General features: G+C 68.5%; 11 protein-coding genes and 3 pseudogenes. 8 read left to right on the forward strand and 6 right to left on the reverse strand.

What is annotated here, in order from left to right:
- Window positions 1-145: 145 nt before the first annotated feature.
- Window positions 146-1402: pseudogene (locus I6A60_RS36740) on the forward strand (IS701 family transposase).
- A gap of 256 nt (window positions 1403-1658) precedes the next feature.
- Here I6A60_RS36740 and I6A60_RS36745 read toward each other — a convergent pair.
- The 4 genes from I6A60_RS36745 to I6A60_RS36760 all read right to left on the reverse strand — a co-directional run bounded on the left by I6A60_RS36745 (window position 1659) and on the right by I6A60_RS36760 (window position 7207).
- A complete protein-coding gene (locus I6A60_RS36745; RefSeq protein WP_203042726.1) occupies window positions 1659-3323 on the reverse strand; it encodes a GGDEF domain-containing protein in 1665 nt (554 codons plus the stop codon).
- 408 nt (window positions 3324-3731) lie between these two features.
- Window positions 3732-4568 carry a LuxR C-terminal-related transcriptional regulator gene (locus I6A60_RS36750; RefSeq protein WP_203023918.1) on the reverse strand — a complete coding sequence of 279 codons (837 nt, stop codon included), beginning with the start codon at window positions 4566-4568 and terminating at the stop codon, window positions 3732-3734.
- 245 nt (window positions 4569-4813) lie between these two features.
- Window positions 4814-5737 carry an alpha/beta hydrolase gene (locus I6A60_RS36755; protein ID WP_238437011.1) on the reverse strand — a complete coding sequence of 308 codons (924 nt, stop codon included), beginning with the start codon at window positions 5735-5737 and terminating at the stop codon, window positions 4814-4816.
- A 213-nt stretch (window positions 5738-5950) separates the two neighbouring features.
- On the reverse strand, window positions 5951-7207 hold the full coding sequence (locus I6A60_RS36760) for an ABC transporter substrate-binding protein (RefSeq protein WP_203023922.1): 1257 nt from the start codon (window positions 7205-7207) through the stop codon (window positions 5951-5953).
- 790 nt (window positions 7208-7997) lie between these two features.
- On the opposite strand from I6A60_RS36760, the gene I6A60_RS42370 reads away from it, so the two are divergent.
- Window positions 7998-8939 carry a hypothetical protein gene (locus I6A60_RS42370; RefSeq protein WP_238437009.1) on the forward strand — a complete coding sequence of 314 codons (942 nt, stop codon included), beginning with the start codon at window positions 7998-8000 and terminating at the stop codon, window positions 8937-8939.
- Here I6A60_RS42370 and I6A60_RS43800 read toward each other — a convergent pair.
- A pseudogene (locus I6A60_RS43800) lies at window positions 8937-9182 on the reverse strand (nitronate monooxygenase); the annotation flags it as partial. The gene I6A60_RS42370 and the pseudogene I6A60_RS43800 sit on opposite strands and share 3 nt — an antisense overlap.
- Between I6A60_RS43800 and I6A60_RS43805 the strand changes: the two are divergent.
- The 5 genes and pseudogenes from I6A60_RS43805 to I6A60_RS36780 all read left to right on the forward strand — a co-directional run bounded on the left by I6A60_RS43805 (window position 9075) and on the right by I6A60_RS36780 (window position 16389).
- Window positions 9075-9302 carry a hypothetical protein gene (locus I6A60_RS43805; protein ID WP_307874051.1) on the forward strand — a complete coding sequence of 76 codons (228 nt, stop codon included), beginning with the start codon at window positions 9075-9077 and terminating at the stop codon, window positions 9300-9302. The pseudogene I6A60_RS43800 and the gene I6A60_RS43805 sit on opposite strands and share 108 nt — an antisense overlap.
- A gap of 2302 nt (window positions 9303-11604) precedes the next feature.
- Window positions 11605-11769, forward strand: coding sequence for a hypothetical protein (locus I6A60_RS42380; RefSeq protein ID WP_238437010.1), 165 nt, complete (start codon window positions 11605-11607; stop codon window positions 11767-11769).
- A gap of 60 nt (window positions 11770-11829) precedes the next feature.
- Window positions 11830-13251: pseudogene (locus I6A60_RS36770) on the forward strand (CocE/NonD family hydrolase); the annotation flags it as partial.
- 114 nt (window positions 13252-13365) lie between these two features.
- A complete protein-coding gene (locus tag I6A60_RS36775) occupies window positions 13366-13983 on the forward strand; it encodes a TetR family transcriptional regulator (protein ID WP_307874052.1) in 618 nt (205 codons plus the stop codon).
- Window positions 13984-14259: 276 nt separating this feature from the next.
- A complete protein-coding gene (locus I6A60_RS36780) occupies window positions 14260-16389 on the forward strand; it encodes a hypothetical protein (RefSeq protein ID WP_203023926.1) in 2130 nt (709 codons plus the stop codon).
- A 158-nt stretch (window positions 16390-16547) separates the two neighbouring features.
- Here the strand turns inward: I6A60_RS36780 and I6A60_RS36785 are convergent, their stop codons facing one another.
- Window positions 16548-16997 (reverse strand): hypothetical protein, encoded by a 450-nt coding sequence (locus tag I6A60_RS36785; RefSeq protein ID WP_203023927.1) that lies wholly within the window; start codon window positions 16995-16997, stop codon window positions 16548-16550.
- 1088 nt (window positions 16998-18085) lie between these two features.
- Between I6A60_RS36785 and I6A60_RS36790 the strand changes: the two genes are divergently transcribed.
- Entirely contained in the window at window positions 18086-18946 is an 861-nt protein-coding gene (locus I6A60_RS36790) for a helix-turn-helix transcriptional regulator (RefSeq protein WP_307874053.1), read from the forward strand.
- Window positions 18947-19427 lie beyond the last annotated feature (481 nt).

Raw genomic sequence — 19427 nt, forward strand, 5'->3', positions numbered from 1 at the left:
TCCGCTACGCGGCAACGGTCACCATCGCCGCGATCAACCAATGGCTACGCTGACTGACTTTCGAAACAGGCCCTAGTAGGACTTTGTTAGGTCGTTGATCGTCTGGTCGTGGGATGCGGATCTTCGTCTGGTTGACTGCTGGGCTGTGACGCCGGAGGAGATGGCGGTGGTGCGTCCGGTCGTGGAGGAGTTCGCGGCGCGGGTGTTCGCTGGCCTGCCGCGTAAGGGTCAGCGGGCGAAGGGTGAGCTGTACCTGCGTGGCCTGTTGTTGGACGGGAAGCGTAAGAGTCTGGCGCCGATGGCGGAGCGCCTCGGGGTGGATCATCAGCAGTTGCAGCAGTTCCTGCGCAACTCGACGTGGGAGTACGGCGAGGTGCGGGCCAGGTTGGCGGCCTGGGCGGTGGACTTCATCCAGCCCGAGGCGCTGGTCATCGATGACACGGGCTTCCCGAAGGACGGCTCGGCGTCGCCTGGCGTGGCGCGGATGTATTCGGGCTCGCTGGGCAAGGTCGGGAACTGCCAGATCGGAGTGTCCGTGCATGCGGCGACCGATTGGGCGTCGGCGGCGTTGGACTGGCCGCTGTTCCTGCCTGCGAGCTGGGACGACATCGCGAGCGCCGACGAGGCGCAGGCTGCCCTGGTCCGCGCTCGGCGGACACGGGCCCGGAGTCCCGACGTCGCGCGGCACCGGGAGAAGTGGCGCCTGGCGCTGGACATGCTCGAGGAGCTGGCCGGCTGGGGCGTGCCCGCCCGGCCGGTCCTCGCGGACGCCGGCTACGGCCACTCGGCCGAGTTCCGCCAGGCCCTCACCGACCGCGGCCAGGTCTACGTTGTCGGTGTCACCCCACACCGCCACCGCGCACCCGGCCGCCGCCGAGCCCACGTGCGCGCCGTACTGCGGCAACGGCCGCCCGCCGGTGCCTGCCTACCCGGACCCGCCGTCGACGTTGAAGGCCCTGGTCCTGGCCGCGGGCCGGTCAACGGCCCGGTGGGTGACCTGGCGACGCGGCACCCACAGGACCCCGGACAACCCGGCCGCGGCGATGCGCTCACGGTTCCTGGCACTACGCGTCCGCCCCGCCGCCCGCACGATCCCCAAAGACGCCGACCGGCGCCTGCCGGAATGCTGGCTGCTCGCCGAATGGCCACCCGGCAAAGCCGAGCCCACCGACTACTGGCTATCCACCCTGCCCGCCGACATCCCGCTCGGCAGGCTGGTACGGCTGGCGAAACTGCGCTGGCGCATCGAGCACGACTACCGCGAACTCAAAGACGGCCTCGGCCTCGACCACCACGAAGGCCGCTCCTTCGACGGCTGGCACCGCCACGTCACCCTCGTCAGCCTCGCCAAGCCCTCTGCACCCAGCTCCGCCGCACCCCAAAAGCCCCTGCGCCGGCCTGACCCTCTACGGAGTCCTCCGACACCTCTAGACCCTGCTCAACGTCTGGACCGGCGCCTGCCGCACCTGCCACCGCCCCTACCAACCGTTACCAAAAGTACCAACCACACATCCCGGAGTCACCTAACAAAGTCCTACTAGCTACGAGGACGAACAGTTCGCGCCCGGGCAGGCCCAGCAGCTGAACGACGCCTGCGCGCACCCAAGACCTACGTCACGTTCAGGACCACGGACGGCGTCGGCAAGGAAACGCCGTCCCTAGGTTGACCGTCTGCGCTCCGCCGATGGGCACCGTGTTCTACTACCCTGTCGTTTGGACGCGTACATCGCGGTGTCTGCTCGGTGCATCAGCTGCTCGGCGCCGCCGAAGGGCTGGTCACCGTCGGCGAGGGCGATGCCGACGCTGGCTCGGACCGGCCACCGCCGACCAGCCACGACGAAAGGCTGACTCATGGCCGCGACCACGAGGCAGTGCGCCCGATCCGTGGTGCCCCGTGCAGCGTGCACCGCACCAACCCGCCACGTCGGGTCCTCGTGAGTCGCGGGATTCTCGACCAGGTCGGAGTCCGGCAATGGTTCTTGCAGGAGCACGGCGAATTCGTCGCCGCCGAGGCGGGCGACCAGGTCCTGATCGCGAAAGGCCCGGCGCAGGCGCTCGGCGACAGCCCGCAGCAACTCGTCACCGGCGGCGTGTCCGAGCGTGTCGTTCACCGCCTTGAAGTTGTCGAGATCGCAGAACAACAGCGAGACCTCCTCGCCGGATTCGCGGTGCGCGGTGACAGCCGCCTCCAGCTCGTGCACGAACAAGGTCCGGTTCGCCAGCCCGGTCAGCCCGTCGTGGAAGGCCTGGTAGCGCAACGTGCGCTGGGCGGACTGGACGCGGCAGAGAAGACGGCGGTTCTGAGATATGATCATAAGTTGGCGCGCGGTGCCCAAGGCGGCCAGACAGAAGGCCAGGGCGAGTGGCACCCCGCGCAGTCCGCCCTCAGTCACCGCGAGACCGACGAGCAGCACGGCAGCGGCGCCTAGCGGCAGGTACGGCAGGTAGGCTTGCAGCCAGCGCCACGCCGCGTCCGCGCGTGCCGACCACCAGGCCGCCAGTTGGTGGCCCTCGACGCCGATGGGCTGCCCCCTCCGTTCCGGGACGACGAGTGCCAGTCCGATCAGTGGTATTCCTACTGCGGCCCCGGTCCAGAAGGACACCGTGCCGGCCGTACCGACTGCCCGGGCCAGGCTGAGCTGGACCAGCGCGGTCTCGGACGCGGCGAGCGCGGACAGGCCGAGCGCGAGAAGTGCCAGCGACCGGCGATTACGCGGCCGGCGAAAGCTCACCACCAGCACCAGTACCACGACCAGCAGCGTGGCGATCACGGCGTAGCCCAAGGAGATGACGAAAGAGAGCCCACGGATTCCGCTCTTGAGTAGCTTTTCCAGCTCCACCAGCCACACGATCAACAGCATGGACACCACGATCACCAGGCCGTCGAGCGTCGCCACGATGTTGGAGTAGCGATAGCCGCTACGGCTCTCCTGCACCCGGCCCGCACCTACCGGCTGGACAGCCGCTGTGTCCCTCGCCCTGTCAAGGTCGCATCGCCGTTTGGCTTGAGACGGAATACACAGCAGTCCTCCCACCATGAGAAGCGGCGCGATCAGGAAGGCCACGTCCGGCGGGCCTGGCGCGAGCGACGGATCCTCGGCGGTGTACTGCCGGGTCCACTCGATCGCGCCTGCCAGGCTTCCCAGCGGCCCGGCAGCGACGAGCAGCCGCCAGCGGAGCTCCTCGCCCTGGCTGCGCGCAACTCCGACGCCGGCCGTGCACACGGCGAACACGCTCGTGCCCAGCAGCGTCGCCGCCTGCACATACACCAGCGTCCGATCATCGACGAAGTGCCGACACACCGCCGATGTCAGGACCAACATCGCAGCCAAGCCGAGCAGAGCAGTAAATGTCCGCTCGCTGACCGTTCCGGCGTGGCCCGCTGACCTCGCTGCCCCTGGCCTTGTGTCACCTGGCGGTATCGGCATCGCCTCGTCCTCCTGTCTCCCAGAGCATCACCGGTACGCCGCCACAGTGCATGTCAGACAGCCACGGCCCGTGAGTAGCAGCGTGGAACCACCTCCAATCGGTCGAAGGCGGGCGATGCGACCACCGAGGACAGATTCCGTTTCCGCCCGCGCGGACGGGGCTGGCCGCCGGTTGGCGTCGTCGGTGCGCGAGCCGAGGAAGATCGTCCGCCGCTCGACACCACGGACCCACCACCGCATTTCCCACCCTGGCCGGCCAGCGGCGGTCGGAGATCGCTTGCCCGCCCACGTCGGCCCACGGCGTCACTGCAGCAGGCCGGATCGCCGGGCTACGTTGACGGCTTCGGTGCGGTTGCGAACGCCGAGCTTGCCGTGGATGTTGCGTAGGTAGGCCTTGACCGTCTCGGGGCTCACGGCGAGGCGTTGCGCTGCCTCGGCGTTGGAGCATCCCTGGGCGACGAGACCGAGTACGTCGAGCTCGCGTCGAGTCAGGGTGTGCTCAGCCTCGTGATGGGGCATTGCCTCGAGCACGCTGTCCGCGAGCAGGGCCCGGATGGCGGCGATCCTCGCCTTGACGGGTCTTCTTGTGATCTCGACGGAGAGCTGTGCTAGTTCGCCGTCGATCTGGACCAGCGCGTGCTCGTCGACGTTCCAACGCCGTGGGGCATCGGTCTGGTGTTTCAGGGAGGCCTGGGCCAGGAAGGACTCCAGTTGGCGTACGTACAGCAGCGCGGAGCTGGTGGTCGTGGCGCTGATCGGTTTGCCGGCGCGCTCCGCGAGGTACAGGACGTACAGCACCCGGCCGTCCAGGCGCAGTGGCATGGCGAGCACGGCGCGGACGCGCTCGCGGCAGGTGGCCCGGCGCGGCCCACTGGAGGCATTGGTTGGCGTGTCGCCATAGTCGTCCAGCACGTGGTGGCCGAGGGCGACTGCTCTGCCGCCGATGCCCCTCCCGGGCGCCGCGGTTATTCCGAGGCACGCGTCGGTGCGTGCGCCGGCCACGCTGCAGATGGTGAGTGTCCTGGTGCGCGGATGCACCTGGCCAGCCAGGGTGAGAGCGGCGCCGGTGCGGTCCCGTAGCCGGGCCGTCGCCTTGGTGAGGAACTCGTCGGCGACTGTGTCGTCGCGCGGCTCTGGCATACGTGGACCTCCATGACGATTTCACTGGCGTCGGTCACGGAATAGCAGGAGTTCGAACAGAACGAGACGTAGCGTCGTCGTTCAGGCGTTCTCGACCTGCTAATGCAGTGTCGCGTGTCGGTGGGCCGGGCAGCGTCGGATCGGGAGCGGGGAATCGACGCTTCCGCCCGTGGGCCACGACGTAATGAGCGGCGATGTCGTACTCCTCTGGTAGACTCCGCGAACTTATCCATGTCACGCCGTCGCTATCGTTGCGCTAGGTGGTCGAGTCCAAGTATGCGTCGTACCTCGATGGCGATGTCGTCCATCGCCGCTGAGGCCGACGTGAGCACCGCGGTGAGTCCGAGGAAGCCATGAAAGCTGCCTTCGCAGCGTCGTAGCGTTGTACGCACGCCCGCCTGAGCAAGTCGGTGGGCGTATTCCTCGGCGTCGTCGCGCGTACAGTCATACTCTGCGGTGAGCACCACGGCGGGTGGCAGCGTGTGCAGTTCGGATGCGCACCCTGGTGACACGTAAGGGTTGTCGCGCTGCTCCGGCGTGCAGTAGAGCGCCCAGAACCGTTCAGCCGCTTCTGCCGGAAAGACGGGAAGATCTTTGTATTCCGGATTGGTAACCCGTAGCCGCGCGAACGGATAGACGAGTAGCTGCAAGGCTGGCGGGTGAAGGCCGCGGTCGCGAGCGACCTGACACAGCGCGGCGGCGAGGGTGCCCCCGGAGCTGTCGCCGCCGACGGCGATGCGCGTCGGATCACAGCCGAGCTCGTCGGCGTGGGCGTTGACCCAGGCCAAGGCCGCCGTGCAGTCTTCGATGGCGGCCGGGTAGGGGTGTTCGGGGGCAGAGCGGAAGTCGACCGCGACCAGGAGGCAGCCTGTTCGCAAGGCTAGCTCGCGGTACAGATGGTCGGAGTGCTCGAGGCTGCCGAGCACGAACCAGCCGCCGCGCAGCCACAGCAAACCGGGCAGCAGGCCGCCGGTAGGCCGAAAGAGCCGCAGGCGTAGCGGCCCTGCGGGCCCGTCGATGCTGATATCGCGGACCTCGGCGACAGGTAGCGCTGGGCCCCGGTGCGGCGGAGAGAGCCGAGCTCGAAGATCGGCGACGGGCAGATCGTAAAGCCCGGGAGCAAGCAAGGCCCGCAGACCCGACATCAGCTCCGCGGATTCCTTGTCCATCACCACGGGCAACTACCTCCACAACGAAAAGAGGGCACAGCCCCGTCGGGGCGCGCGTAAGCGTTCTGTCTCAGGCCACCGGGACGCACCCGGGGCCGGCGTGACGCGATCCAAAGAGAACTCGGACGGCGCGGGACCTGATTCAGCCGGATGGCACCGTCACAGCGAGGACCGCCAAGGTCGCCGCGTCTCCGGGCCGCGCGGCCCGCGGCGCTACTGAAGAGGCACACCGCACCAGTAACCGTCGTGGTCAAGGGTGGCTGGAGGCGCGACGGGCACGAATTTTCGGCCTGTCTGGTCGACCTTGACGAAGTTCTCGCACAGCGTCGGCTGGCCAGGATGGGATAGATCGATAGGGGGGATCAGGCCATTGGCTGTAAAGTCCGTCACCTTGCGTAGATTCTCGATGAACGCACGGCGGCTTGGGCAGGGGCCGGCGAGCTGGAGACCTTCGATCATTTCGTCGGCGGCGACGTAACCGGCGAGGGCGAGTTCGTCACTGGGGTCCAGCACCTCCGGGGCGTAGGTGTTCATCGCGCTCTGGTACGCGGCCAGGGCGGGGGAACCCTGGGTGGCGACGCTGGACATGACGGACATGCCGGCCATGTCCTTGCCGCGTTGGACGAGGAGGATGGGGCTGAAACCGGTGGCGTTCAGCGCGACGTCGAGCTTGGCGCCGATGTCCTTGGCGTGAGCGTAGATGTCGATGAACGGGATGGACTGGGCCGCGCCGACGAGCGTGTCCGCGCCGGAGGTCTTCAGCTGGTCGGCGACGTGGGCCGGGTCGGTGACCCCGTCGGTGTAGGTGACCTCGCCGACGATCTGGATGCCACGGCTTCGCAGGCTGGGTATGAACTGGGCGGCGAGGCTCTGGGAGGCCGCGACGTTCGGGTCGACGACGACCAGTGCCTTCTCACCGCCTTGGGCCTTGACGAAGTCGCCGAAGACGGAGGCGTGCCCGATGTTGAACAGGTTTCCGGCGGAGAAGAGGTTGGTGTAGTCGCTCCAGAGGGCGCTCGTGGCGGTTCCTGTAACCGGGATGCCCTCTTTCTCGAGCCAGGCCGCTGACCGGTCCAACACGATGGTCGGGGTGATCAGGCCGAAGACCTTCTGCGTGTCGACCAGGTCGCGCGCGACCAGCGAGAACGCTCCCGCGTCGGACTGGTCGTCGCCCCAGACGAGGTCGATCGCGCGGCCGTTCACACCACCGTGGGCGTTCTGCAGGCCGATGCGCGCATCGACCCCGCTGCGGGACGCCTGGAAAGCGGTGGCGATCTCGGCCGGTCCGGAGTCGGGGTAGATCAGCCCGATCTTGACGGAGCCATCTGCCACGCCCGGGGCCTGCGTCGGGCAGGCCGCGGCACGGCTCGACGTGGACGTCGAGGGCAGCCCACATCCACCCAGGGCGGCCCACAGCCCGACGAGCAGAACCGCGGTCGTGGTCCTCCCGCGATGGCGGCAATGGCTCACAATGTGTCTTCTCTCGCCGTAAGATCTGAAGGAAGCACCACGATTCGAGATAGCGCGCTGCTGACTGCTTCCATATGGACCCGGTTATGCATCCGCCGTTGACGCGTTCTGGTGCTCCCGAGGGCGATGCGGGCTGCCGCGCAGTACACGCGGCCGCCGCGACCGGTTGTGTTGCGCCAGGGCGACCTGGTGGGCCGCGCCGATCCCGCGGACCGGTCCGCCCACGGTGTCGGGCCCGGCGGCGGCCACGCCGCCGACGCGTCCGGACCGACGCGTCTCGTCGGCGCGTAAGTTCGTCGCGCAGGTAGCGACGCGCCTCCGCGGTGACGCTGTCATGCAGCTGGCGGACCGTTTTGGGGGCTGACCGCAGCACCGCGACCTGCCCGGACAGGAGCAGACTCTCGGTCCGTTGCCGATCGCGGTCGACGAGGCCATCGCCGAGCCGCTCCAGGCCCCTGCTGGCGACCCGAAGCAGCCCAACATTGGCCTGCTTCGGTGAGTCCCGGGCCTGCCGGTCCGGCAGGCCCGGGACACGCAGATCGTCCCTGGCGGCCTGGAACCGGTCGACGAGCGGACTGGCCGCGCAGCTGGTGAGGCCCCCCGGGGCGGTCTGCGGCACAGCTGCAGGTGCCTCGGTCAGCACCTGCCGGCGCAGGCTCTCCTGGTCCGCGCCGTATTCGACGGCCTCCTGCGTGAACAGATAGGCGGTACCCATCAACAAGCCGACCCCGACGCCGCGAGCGGCCAGCGGGCCTGCCATCGCCGCCACCATCGCCGCGGACCGTGCGTCGTGCACACCGCCCGCGAACAGCGCCTGCAGGCCCAGGCCGGCGTTGCCCGGAACGGCGAGTGCTGGGGGACAGCCTCCCGGTGCGTTCTTGTCGAGGTAGTCGAGGAGAACGTCGAGCTGCGCCTGCCACAGCGGGAAGCTCGCGCGAGGGCCGACATGGCTGCCACCCTCGGAGCCCTCGAAGACGAAGCGGCGAGCGCCCGCGTCAAGAAATTGGCGCAGCAGCGTCGGCGACGGTGCGTGCAGAAACGTCGAGATGCCAACCTGCTCGAGCTCGGCGGCCTGGGAGGGCCGGCCACCGGCGATGATGACGCACGACGGCCGGATCTCGCGCACCACCGCGAGTTGCGCGGTACGCAGATCCTCGGGCGCGAGGCCGACCAGACCGACGCCCCAGGGCCGCGCGCCCAGCAGGTCACGGGTCTCGGTCAGCAGCTGCCGGGAGTGTCCTTCGTCGGCCAGCGCCAGCGCGAGGAACGGCAACGCGCCGTCGTCGGCGACGCTGCGGGCGAACCCCGCCTGGTCACTGACCCGCGTCATCGGTCTCTGCGCGACCGGCCGCGTGGTCGCCCACGAGGCACACAGCGCCGAGCCCTCGGCGAGCAGCGCGTGGGCCGCCGCGACGGCGGTCGGATCTGCGGGGGCGTCGAGAGCCACGCGGATGGCCTGAACGGCTCGCCCCGTGGTCTTGAACCGAGCGGCGAACTCGGCGGCCAGGAAAGCGTCCTGGCCAACTGCGAGCAGCTGCCGCTGCGGATCTTCGGCGCCCAGTCCGGCGATGACCGCCTGCGCGGACCAGGCCTCGACATCTCCACGCGCCCTGCGTGCCGCGGGCGCCTGGTAGACCCTGTACCCGGCGGCTACCACCGTCTCGGAACCATCGATACGGCGCAGTGTGGCGCCGGTTGCCTCGGTCGTCGTGGCCTCGTTCAGCAGGCCTAGCTGGGTGTCGAGCACGACTCCGACCGCCCCACCGGTCACCGCGGCGACCGCCGTGTGCACCCCGATCCCGCCCCAGCACCAGACAGGAACGACCGCGCCACCGACCGAGAGAGCCTCTCTAGCGTCAAGCAGCTGTTGCAGCAGAACAAACGAGCTGAACTCACCGACCCGCCCACCCGCCTCACAGCCCCGCGCCAGCAGACCATCGACACCAACTGCGACGGCGACCCGTGCCTCGCGCACGCTGGTCACCTCGGCCAGGACCAGGGCATCGGGCACCGCGTCCAGAAGCCGGCAGGCGGTCGGGTCGCCAAGCACGCCGCCCGGTATCAGGACAGTGTCGATGTGGGCCCGATGGCGTGAAAGCTCGTCCGGGTCCACAGCATCGGGACTCGAGATCCGCACGCCGAACGGCGAGCCCGCAAGCCTCTGCGCGAGGCGCAACGCCCGTGCGGCGACCACCGGGTCGACACCCAGGTCCAGCACGCCCAACGCACCTGCCTCACCGAGCGCCGCGACCAGCTGGGGATCTGGCCCACCCAGCGGGCTCACCCCAATCACCTGATCCCGCCCCCCAACCCGACGGCGTCGCGGCCTTGACCCCGTATGGACGTCGACGGTCGCAGTCCCCGTGGTGCTGTCCTTCACAGATCACTTCCCGAAGTGTCCAGGGGCCGACCGGACCGGCCGACAAACGAACGAAAACGACGCCGGCCCGACGGTCGTCGGGGCTGCCCGACCGGCCGCGTCGGACCGGGGAGCGGGATAAGCGGCACCAGTCAGCCAGTGCCTCCCGCGGGACGGGCAGCGCCCACAGCACGCACGTCGATGTCCCCGAGGTCGGAACCCGTGCTCGCCTCCACCAGTCGGACCGCCGCGCAGCTTCCATCTCCCGGAAGAGCGGGAATGCGCAGGTAGGGCCGACCGTCTACGCCAACCCGTCCGTGGCGCGGCCCATCGGCACCGGTATGAAGCACGGATCCGGTGGTCAGCCTCCGTTCTTCGACCAGCATCCGCCGCCAGTACAAGCGGCCGTTTCTCACTGAGAGCACCGCCCATCGCCGAGCGTGCCTGCGACCGACCTTCCAAAGCGTCACGTCCGCACCAGGTTCTCACGCGAAATAACGGCAGCCGGGGTGAGCAGGCTCGCAAAATGATGCGGCAGCTCACAAAAAGATACGCCGCAGGCGAAAACGGTCCTGCCCAGGCCATCAGCATCCGGACGACTGCAGGTGAATCACCGTCCGCCACGGGCGTCCGTACCGGCTCATGATCGCGTCAAAGGCACGTCCGAGCAGAACCGGCGCACGTCACAAAGAACGAGTTCGCCAACGCCCTCCATCCCAACCAGTCGGTTTGGTCACAACGTCCTTTCGATCGTCAAGGGAAACGCCTGCGACGCCCGGCGGCACGGGCCTCAATATTTGTCTGCCTCGGCCGCCTCGGCGACCGAAGGCAGCGCCAGCCATGGACCTTCCGGCAGCAAGGGCACGACCCGCGACGTCTGGCTTGGACCGTGCCCGGACGTCTCGGCCGCGATCGCGGAAGCCCTGCGTCGCCATCCGCTCACCCCAACGAGGACAGACGGTAAGGGACAGGACATCGCAGCGCAAGTGAGCGCCTACTGACGTCGCGCTCCTGGCGGCGTAGGGCGACCGGCGCCCGCCGACCGCCGGCGATCACTGTCCTACACCCAAGGGTGAAGATCGCCCGTCGTCGTATTTCACCCCGGCACTGTCGCCACCAGCCCAGGAGGGAGCCACCCCGGCCGCCTCCAGCGGTCCAGGCGGGCCACCCTCGCCCCTCTACTAGCAATGCACTTTTAGTCCACTTTGTCCGATTTTTATGAGTGTTCACTCATTAATGGCGGCGGGCTGAGAGTCACTGCAGCCGCGCCAGCGGTGCGCGATCATGACCGCGAGTGCTCGCCGGTGCCCGTCGCCAATCGCCGAGACCCGACGGGTCCAGCGCTGCGGCCAAGGACGAGGCCGAGCACAGCCAGTCTCGGCCGCCAACGGTGTGCGTACCATTAGCCACGCCCACTTCTTTCACATAGAAGCGTTGCCGATATTCTGCGTGGGCCGCCCGGTGACCCACACAGACAAGGACCGCAGAGTTTGCTAGCCTCGGCGGCGCCATCGACCGGCCCTATCCACGAGCAACCCTGCCGACAGCGCGGGAACCTCACTCACCCGGAGGCGGGCAGCCCCACCGGGTGCGCGATGGCGTAGGTTGGAACGCACACCTGCCAGCGGAGCCCACCGGCAAACACGGGGCGCGAACGGCGCCCGGTGGGGATTCCTGGGGACACCCTCGCTCCAACGCTGCGGGGAATCTGTTGGGAGCACAGGAAGACACGCCCGCTGGGGCTCGGCCACCGGTTCAGACCACACCTTGGTGAGCGGCCGTAATTGCGAGGAACCCGGAGAATTCGACCCTCGCACCGACGGCGATTCAACGAACGGGCCCGCTCGAGGCGGCACGCCGACGGCGAGCCGATCCAACGGCCGCAGACCACTCGCCGGGCCGGCCGCTTGGCGCGGTGGCGGGGTGCCTGGGCGAGCGGGCGCGGCGGGAGATGGCGGCCGCGCCGTGAACTGTCCATCCGACAGGCGCCCTAGCCCGCTGCAAAATTCTGTGGCATGCTCTGCCATCAGATTGGGAGGTGGGCCTTGTGCTCGGCCGCACGCGTACCTTCTGCCGCCGCTTCGCGCCGGTCGCAGTCTTGGCGATGGCCGCCTGCTCGTCCGCGTCGACCGAGTCCGCGCCCGGCGCTCGGATCGCGCCGGTCGTCGCCCGGCCGCTGTCGGCGGTGACGAAGGCGTGGTGAACCTACGACCGTCCGGCCACCTACCAGGCGGTCGTCACGCAGACCACGGTCCCGACCCGGGACGGCACACGGCTGAGCTGCACCATCGTGCGGCCCAGGGCACATCGGCCGCGGGTACCTTCCCTGGTCTGGTCGTCGAGTTCACGCCGTACGCGTCGTTACGGTCGACCTACGTCGCGAGCGAGGCGACCTATTTCGCGACCCACGGCTACAACGCGCTCGTGTGCAACCTGCGGGGCACCGGTGGATCGGGGGGGCACCTGGCAGCACGGCATGTCGGCCCAAGACGGCCAGGACGCCCGCGACCTGGCCGAATGGCTAGCCGTCCAGCCCTACTCGAACGGCCGGATCGGCATGACAGGCGAGAGCTACGGCGGAGACACGTCCTACGCCGCCGCCCTCGACCGGCCCCCGCACCTCGTCGCCATCGCCCCCCTGCAATCGCCCGCGAACCTCTACAGCGACGTGATCTACCCAGGCGGGATCAAAACCACCGAGGGCGGCAGCATCGACAACTGGCCGGGCGTCGCCCAGGCACTCAGCGGCGCGGCGATCAGCGCCGCCGACGAGTACGCGGCCAACCGGGCACACCCCACCTTCGACGAATACTGGCAGCCACGATCATTCCCCGGACACTACAACGCCATCAACGTCCCAGTCATCACCATGGGCGGCTGGGTCGACCAGTACTTCCGCTCCGGTGAACTGACCAACATCGAAGGCGCCCTCAACCGAACCTGGGCCATCTACGGCCAATGGCCCCACCAGGCCCCGCTGCGATACCCCAACTGCGGCCCGGTCTGCAATCCTGACGGGCTTTCCCCTGGGATCGTCCTCGCCTGGTTCGACCACTGGATCATGCGGCTACCGAACATCCCGATCCCGCCCCAGCCGACCCTGGTCAGCTACGCAGGCGCCACTCCAGCCGCCCCAGGCTGGCGGGAGATCACCGGCTACCGGCCGACCGGCACCACCACACGATCGTTCACCCTGAACCCGGACGGCTCGCTGGGAGCACCCGCCTCGACCGCAGGAGCCGCGACGTTCCAGCAGCCGCGCGATCCCGCCACCGCGGGCGGTTCCGTCACCCTCCAAACGAGTGCCCTGAGCACGCCGACATCACTGTTCGGACGTCCGACGCTCACGCTGCACGCGACCCTATCCGGTCCCGACGCCAACCTGTACGTGGAGCTACTCGACGTCGGACCCGACGGCAGACAGACACTCGTCAACAACGGTTTCCTGCGCGCCAGCCACCGGACATCCGACATCACACCCACGCCGGTACCCGCCGGGAAGCTGGTCACCTTCACCGTTCCGATCCGCCCCGACGACTGGCAGTTCGCGGCTGGTCATCGCATCGCGCTGCGGATCTCTGGCGGCGCCTCGACGATGCTCACCCAGAACGCAACCCCCGTCAGCGTCACCGTCGCCACCGGCGCGGCGTCCACCCTCACCCTCCCGACGGTGACCACCCCCTGAGCCTGGGAACCCGAGGTTAGCCTGGCGGCAGGCGGTCCAAGCCGCCACGGGCGCAGACCGAGGGGACAAGCGATGGCCGAAACCGCGAAGAGGCGGTACCGGACATCGCCCGCTGTGCGGCAGGCTCGGACCGACCGGCTCGAAGCCGCCACCCGCGAGGCCGAGACGATCGCACTCCAACTGTTCGAGCAACGCGGGTTCGATGTCGTGACGGTCGAGGACATCGCGACCGCCGCGGGAATCTCTGCCCGCACCTTCTACCGCTACTTCCCGGCCAAGGACGACGTCCTGCGGGCCACCGTCCGGCGCCGGGCACAGACCGTGGCAGCCGCCCTGGCAGCCAGACCGTCGGACGAGGCACCCATGCACTCGATACGCCGCGTCGTCCAGGACGTCGTCTCGGCCGAGGACCCGACCCACCTCGCCCGCTGGAATCGAGTGGTCGAAGCCAGCCCGCACGCGACCCGGACCGTCCTCGGCGCGAACATCCTCGAGTTCAACGCAGTCCTCGCCGAGTTTCTCAGCTCACGGGCAGGCCAGACACCCGACGACCTCGCTCCGGCGATGCTCGCGACCGCCGCCGGAGCGATCATCCAGGCCGCACAGACCCGATGGCACCTCCTCGGCGGCGATCTGGCCACCACGATCGGCGACGCCCTCGCCGTCCTCGACACTGTTGTGCTCGATCAGTCCAGCACCGCCACAAGCCAGCGGGATCATCCAGCAACCTGATGAATGCCGCCGCGGCGGCGGCATTCCTGTGCTCGCATCGCCAAGAGTTCGAGACCGGGCCAAGAGGAATCGGCGTCGGTCCGGCGAGGCTGCCGGGTCGATGCCGCCGCCTTGTCGCCGCTGCCCCGTGACGGGGGGTCCGTCGGCGTCAGTGCCCGGTGCGGTGCGTGGTCGTCCGAGGCGGTCGGCTGTGCGACATAGCGGCAAACCATCTCATTTCGGCGGATAGCTTTGTGAGGCTGTTGGTACGTGGATGCTGCCGGGCCGGGAGGACGGGTGGGCGAGCAGGTGCAGTTCGGGCCGTACCGGGTGCTCAGACGCTTCTTTGTGCTGCTCGTGCTCGCGGAGGCGGCGCCAGTGGCCGGCGTCTTGGGTGCGTTGGCCGATTGGGAAGGCCATCTGGCCATCAGATGGAGTTGTGGGCTCGTCCTCGCGGCGCTGGCTTTTCTGGGGCTGTGGGCGATGCTGTCGTGCACCGCCATAGTTCATGATCATGTTGAGGTTCGGATCCTGTGGCGAGTCAGGCGAATTCCGTGGTCACGGATTCAAGCCATCCGGGTCGAGTCAGACCCGGGCCGGGAGGCCCTCGGTTCCGGTCCGACGGAGTCTGTCGTCGTCTACGACGAGTCCGGCCGTCGGATCAACCTGCCCTTCTTCGACAACATGAACCTGCACTATCGCGGGCTGAGTTTGGCACACGAGGTGGCCGGAGTACGTCGCGCCTGGCAGGAACGGCGCGGCGCTGATTGGGTGCGGCTGCCGGAGGTGAGCGCGAGGATCGCCGACCGAGAGCAGCACGGCGACCCGGCACGGGCCAGTTTCGCCGCCGCGAGTCTGGGCGCGATGCTGGGGCTGGGTTTGTTCCTGATCGGGTTGTTTACCGGCGCGATCGACGAACCGCCGCCGCTCGGTTGGGTGCTCGGTTGGCAAGCTTTGCTGGCCGTACCGGTCACGCTGACCGTCGCCGTGACGGTGGTTGGTGGCCGGCGTCGGCGTCGGCGTCTAGCCGCGGCCATGCCCCAGCTCACGCGCACATTCCTGGTCGCACGGCTCGCTGCGCGCTCCGACTGGCCGGCGATGTGGCGTTCAGTGCGTGACATGCCGATAGTCGAGGCTGCCACTGAGGTACACCGGTTCAGTGGATGGCGCCCGCCCGGCGGTCCCGACTTGGCTTTGTTCGACCGGCTCGCCGCGGCTGACCCCGGGCGGCTCGCTACGGCGCTGCGCGAGTTGGCACCCGACGGCCCGGTGTCCCTGACGCCGGGGGAGATCGTCGTCGCCGGGGCGCTTTCGCCTGACGAGGCCAGGTTGGCTGTGGCCACCATGGTCGAGGTCAGCGCACCGAACGTGGTGAGCGAGTTGACCCTGCCCGACCGGCCCGGTCACCGCTATGAGATCGACGGACCATGGATCACCGACCTGCTGCACCTGGGCGACGCGATCATCGTGCGGGTCGAGGAGTTCATGGGGGCGACAAAGCTGGTGCGCTGCGCCGACGGCGCGGCTGAGGTGTTCGGCCAAGGTGTCGAGTTGGCCCGCCTGCGACAGACCAGGGATGGGTTTGTCGCCGTGACCCGCAACCGTGGGCTCGCGTTCGGGACCGCCCATGACGACCGGCTGCGCAGGGTCTCACTCGCCGACGACCTGGGCCTCGCCGTGAACGTGGCGCTTGACGCGAGCACACTGGCTACCGAGCCGTCGTCCAACCTGATCGCACTCGGCGGCGCGGAACTCGTCGTCATCGACGTCGACACCACGGCGGTCGTCGCGCGCGGCGCGCCGCCGACGCGGTCCATGAAGGTTGGTCAGGTGGTCTTCGTCGGCAATGACCGGTTGGTCACCCAGATCGGACGCGGCCGCCGGGACCGCAACGGCGCGGCCGTCTGGAACACGCTAGCCAGCTGGCAACTGACCCGTGGCGCCCTGATCTACCAGGGCGCCGTACCAGCCCGGACCTGGGGAGCGATGTGGCCGGCCGCGATCCCGACCGACGGCCAGGTGGTCACCCCACTGTTCGAAACAGATCCAGTCCGCGGCGGGACGCCGATCTTCCGCGATGCCAGCACGCTCCGCGTCGACGTGCCACCGGTCCCATCCGTGGCCGGACTGACCGGCGTGACCGAGATGGCCGCCGGACCCGGTGGTCACCAGCTGGTCGTGTTGCGCCGCTCCGACCCTGACGTCGATCACGACGACACAATCGAGGTACACCAGCTCCGCCCGCTCCACCACCTGTTGCGCCGCCCGCTCGGTGAGCTCGCGGCCACCGACTCGACTACGGCACTGTTTGAAACGGGCGGCCCAACAGGCAGTCCTGCAGCCCGTGAGCTGCTTGAGCTGTTCGACGCCTGCCTACACCACCGCCGCAGCGCCGGGCAGACCACGGACAAAAGCACTGGCCGATAGGGGCCAGCGACGAACGAGAGTTCCAGGCCCGTCTGGTCGCCGCTGGCGAGCGCTCGACCGGGTCCGGGACTGCGTCGTCGCACGTCAGCGCTACGGGTGACCGCAGTCGGGCGGCTGCTTGGAGAGTCGACCACGACGCTCGGCAGCCCACCGGGGCCTCACAGCTCAACCTCGATCAGACCTGCCTCTTGACAGCGCGAAGTGCGTTGAGGGTTTGGTCGGCGGAGGCGTGTAGCAGGTGAGCCCGGGGGCTGGCCTTGCGAGCCCACTTCGCGATTCTGGTTGCCTGCCGGAGGTTCTCGTGGCCGCCTGTCAGCTGGTATCGGACGACGTACCGCGGTATCAAGTTCAGGCCGTGTTCGACGGCGGTCGCGGTTCCCGGCGTTGTCTCGTTCAGCGCTGTGATCCCGAGGCGACAGCAGCGAGCGATCGAGGTCGACAGGAGTCTCGTCGCGTGCGTAGCGCAGGAAGTACGCCTCCCCGAGACGGTCGCTGCGCAATGCCCGCACGTCGTCGCCGGTGCCTTCCAACGACTTTTCCAGCAATTCCACGGCCTCGTCCAGGTCGGTGTCGCTTGAGGCGACGCTGCCGTCGGCAACCTTGGCCATATGGCGCATGAGCGGCGACCCACCGAGATCCCCTTGGTACATCGTGAGAGAGATATCGTCACCCGAAACCGAGGTCGCCACCGCGTCCGGAACGCGTCGATCGCAGTGTCCAGGTCCGGCATCCCGATCTCGGCACCAGCGCTCAGGCTGAAACGCTCCATGAGCAGCGCGCCGAGCCGGGATGCGGCGCGCGGCCCCGCCGAGGCCCGGGCCGCCGGCGCGGTGGCGCGTGCCTGCCGGGCCGCAGCGATTGCCGCATCGAGATTCGCAAGGTCCTGCGTCCGCAGGTATCGCAACTGCAGCGCCTCGACCAGCTCCATCCGCAAGGTCCAGTGCTCCGGATTACCGGCTGGCCGCACGCGTAGGCGCCACCGGTGGTGCGCGATCAGATCATCGACCCATGGCAGCGCCCGCCCGGCACCGAACAGGAACACCGAGGCGCGAGGGCTATCCGCCGGCACCCGGACCGGCCTGGCCGCGGCCACATCCAACTCACGCATCGCCGTGGCAAGACTCCCCCCGGCCAGGTCGAAGAGCGCCCTGGCCTCCGCGAGCTCATTCGCGCGCTCCGCCTCGGACAGCACCAGATGCCCTGCCAAGCCTGGACGCCGGGGCACCCGCCACCAGCGCCTCCGCGTCCCGCAGCCGTGTGAACTCGTCGACACCGCAGCCTCATACAGGCTGTCGTAGCCGTAGATCCTAGACCCCCACACCTCCTTGGTAGCCACCGATCGTCGCGCACTGTTGAAGAGATGGTTACTCTCGGTTGGAGAGTCTTGCGGCGTGGCGCGAAGGCAGTCATTCGCGCCAGTACGCAGCCGCTGCCAGCGGCTTCGCAGGCCATGGGTGCACGCACGGACAGGCAAGCGGTCATCGAGCGTTCGGAAAGCCCCTCGGCCTGGCGGCTGGTGATGATCCTCGCTGTTTTCTTGCCGTCAACGAGGGGGTCGTTGGCGCTAGCAGGGTTGGGTGACTGGTGACCCAGAAGGCTATGATGTGAACACGCTGTCATCTTCAACATGTCCAGGGGTTCTGGCGGCTACAGCGCGACGATGTCCCAACCAGCGAGCGGGAGCGGGGAACCAGGCGTGGCTGTTCCCGCAGGCAGCGGGCCGACCGTGCGCCGAATCCTGCTCGGCTCCCAGCTACGGCGGCTACGGGAACGCAACGACATCAGCCGCGAGGACGCCGGCCACCACATCCGCGCCTCCGAATCGAAGATCAGCCGCCTTGAGCTCGGCCGGGTCGGTTTCAAGAAACGCGACGTGGAGGACCTGCTCACCCTCTACCGGGTGACCGACCACGCCGAACGTGCCCACGTTCTGACGCTGGTCCGCGAAGCCAACCAGCAGGGCTGGTGGCAGCCCTATGCCGATGTCCTTCCCTCCTGGTTCCAGCCCTACATCGACCTCGAGGAGTCAGCCTCGCTCATCCGGTCCTACGAGCTGCAGTTCGTGCCCGGACTCCTGCAAACCGAGGAGTACGCCCGCGCCGTCATGTCCCGGCGACCAGGCGTGCCCAAAGACGTCATCGATGGGCGCGTCGACGTACGGATGACCCGCCAGAAGCTGCTCACCCGACCCGATGCCCCACGGCTGTGGATGGTGATCGACGAAGCCGCGTTACGCCGCCGGATCGGTGGGCGACGTATCGCCCGGACGCAGATCGCGCATCTCCTCGCGCTCACCGACCATCCCGCGCTGACCCTGCAGGTGACACCATTCGCCGCCGGCAGCCACGCCGCAGACGGCGGCGCGTTCAGCATCCTGCGGTTCCCAGACCCCGACCTCACCGACCTCGTCTACCTGGAACGACTCACCGGCGCCTCGTACCTCGACAAACGCGACGACGTCGACGAATACTCCATCGCCATGAACCAGCTCTGCCTCGACAGCGCCACCCCCGACAGCACCACCGGCATCCTCCATGAGATCACCAAAACCCTGTAGGTAGCGAGTCACCCACGCACCAACCCAATCGCCGTGCTCACGTGTGGGCTACCACAGCGGCTCGGCCCCGCAGCCCGCTCGCCGAGGCGAGCCGCACCCAAGCCGCCATCCACGGCATGAAACAGGCAGCGACGACCAGCACGGACCGTCGGCGGTGCGGATTGGGAGAGGACCGGACAGCCATCCGTCGGACGCCATGGACCGAGCCATGATCACCGGCAACAGCCTTCGCAAGCGCCGCCTGGACGAGCAGGTCTGAATATCTACGTAGGTCGGTGGCCACGAGCGTTCGAGATCGAGATCAGATGACGGCTCGCTGGCGTCGTGGCTCTACCTGCCTCGCCGCAACCCGTCCACCCCTCAAACCCGCCGACCAGGCACCAGGCACCAGGAGCAGCGGTGCGTGTCGCCGGTCCGTGAAAACTGACCCCCTGGGGACCTCCGAAAGTTGACCCTCCTGCTTGCGTAGGGAGGTGCTGAA

Source organism: Frankia sp. AgB1.9 (assembly GCF_016786355.1).
GTDB lineage: Bacteria > Actinomycetota > Actinomycetes > Frankiales > Frankiaceae > Pseudofrankia.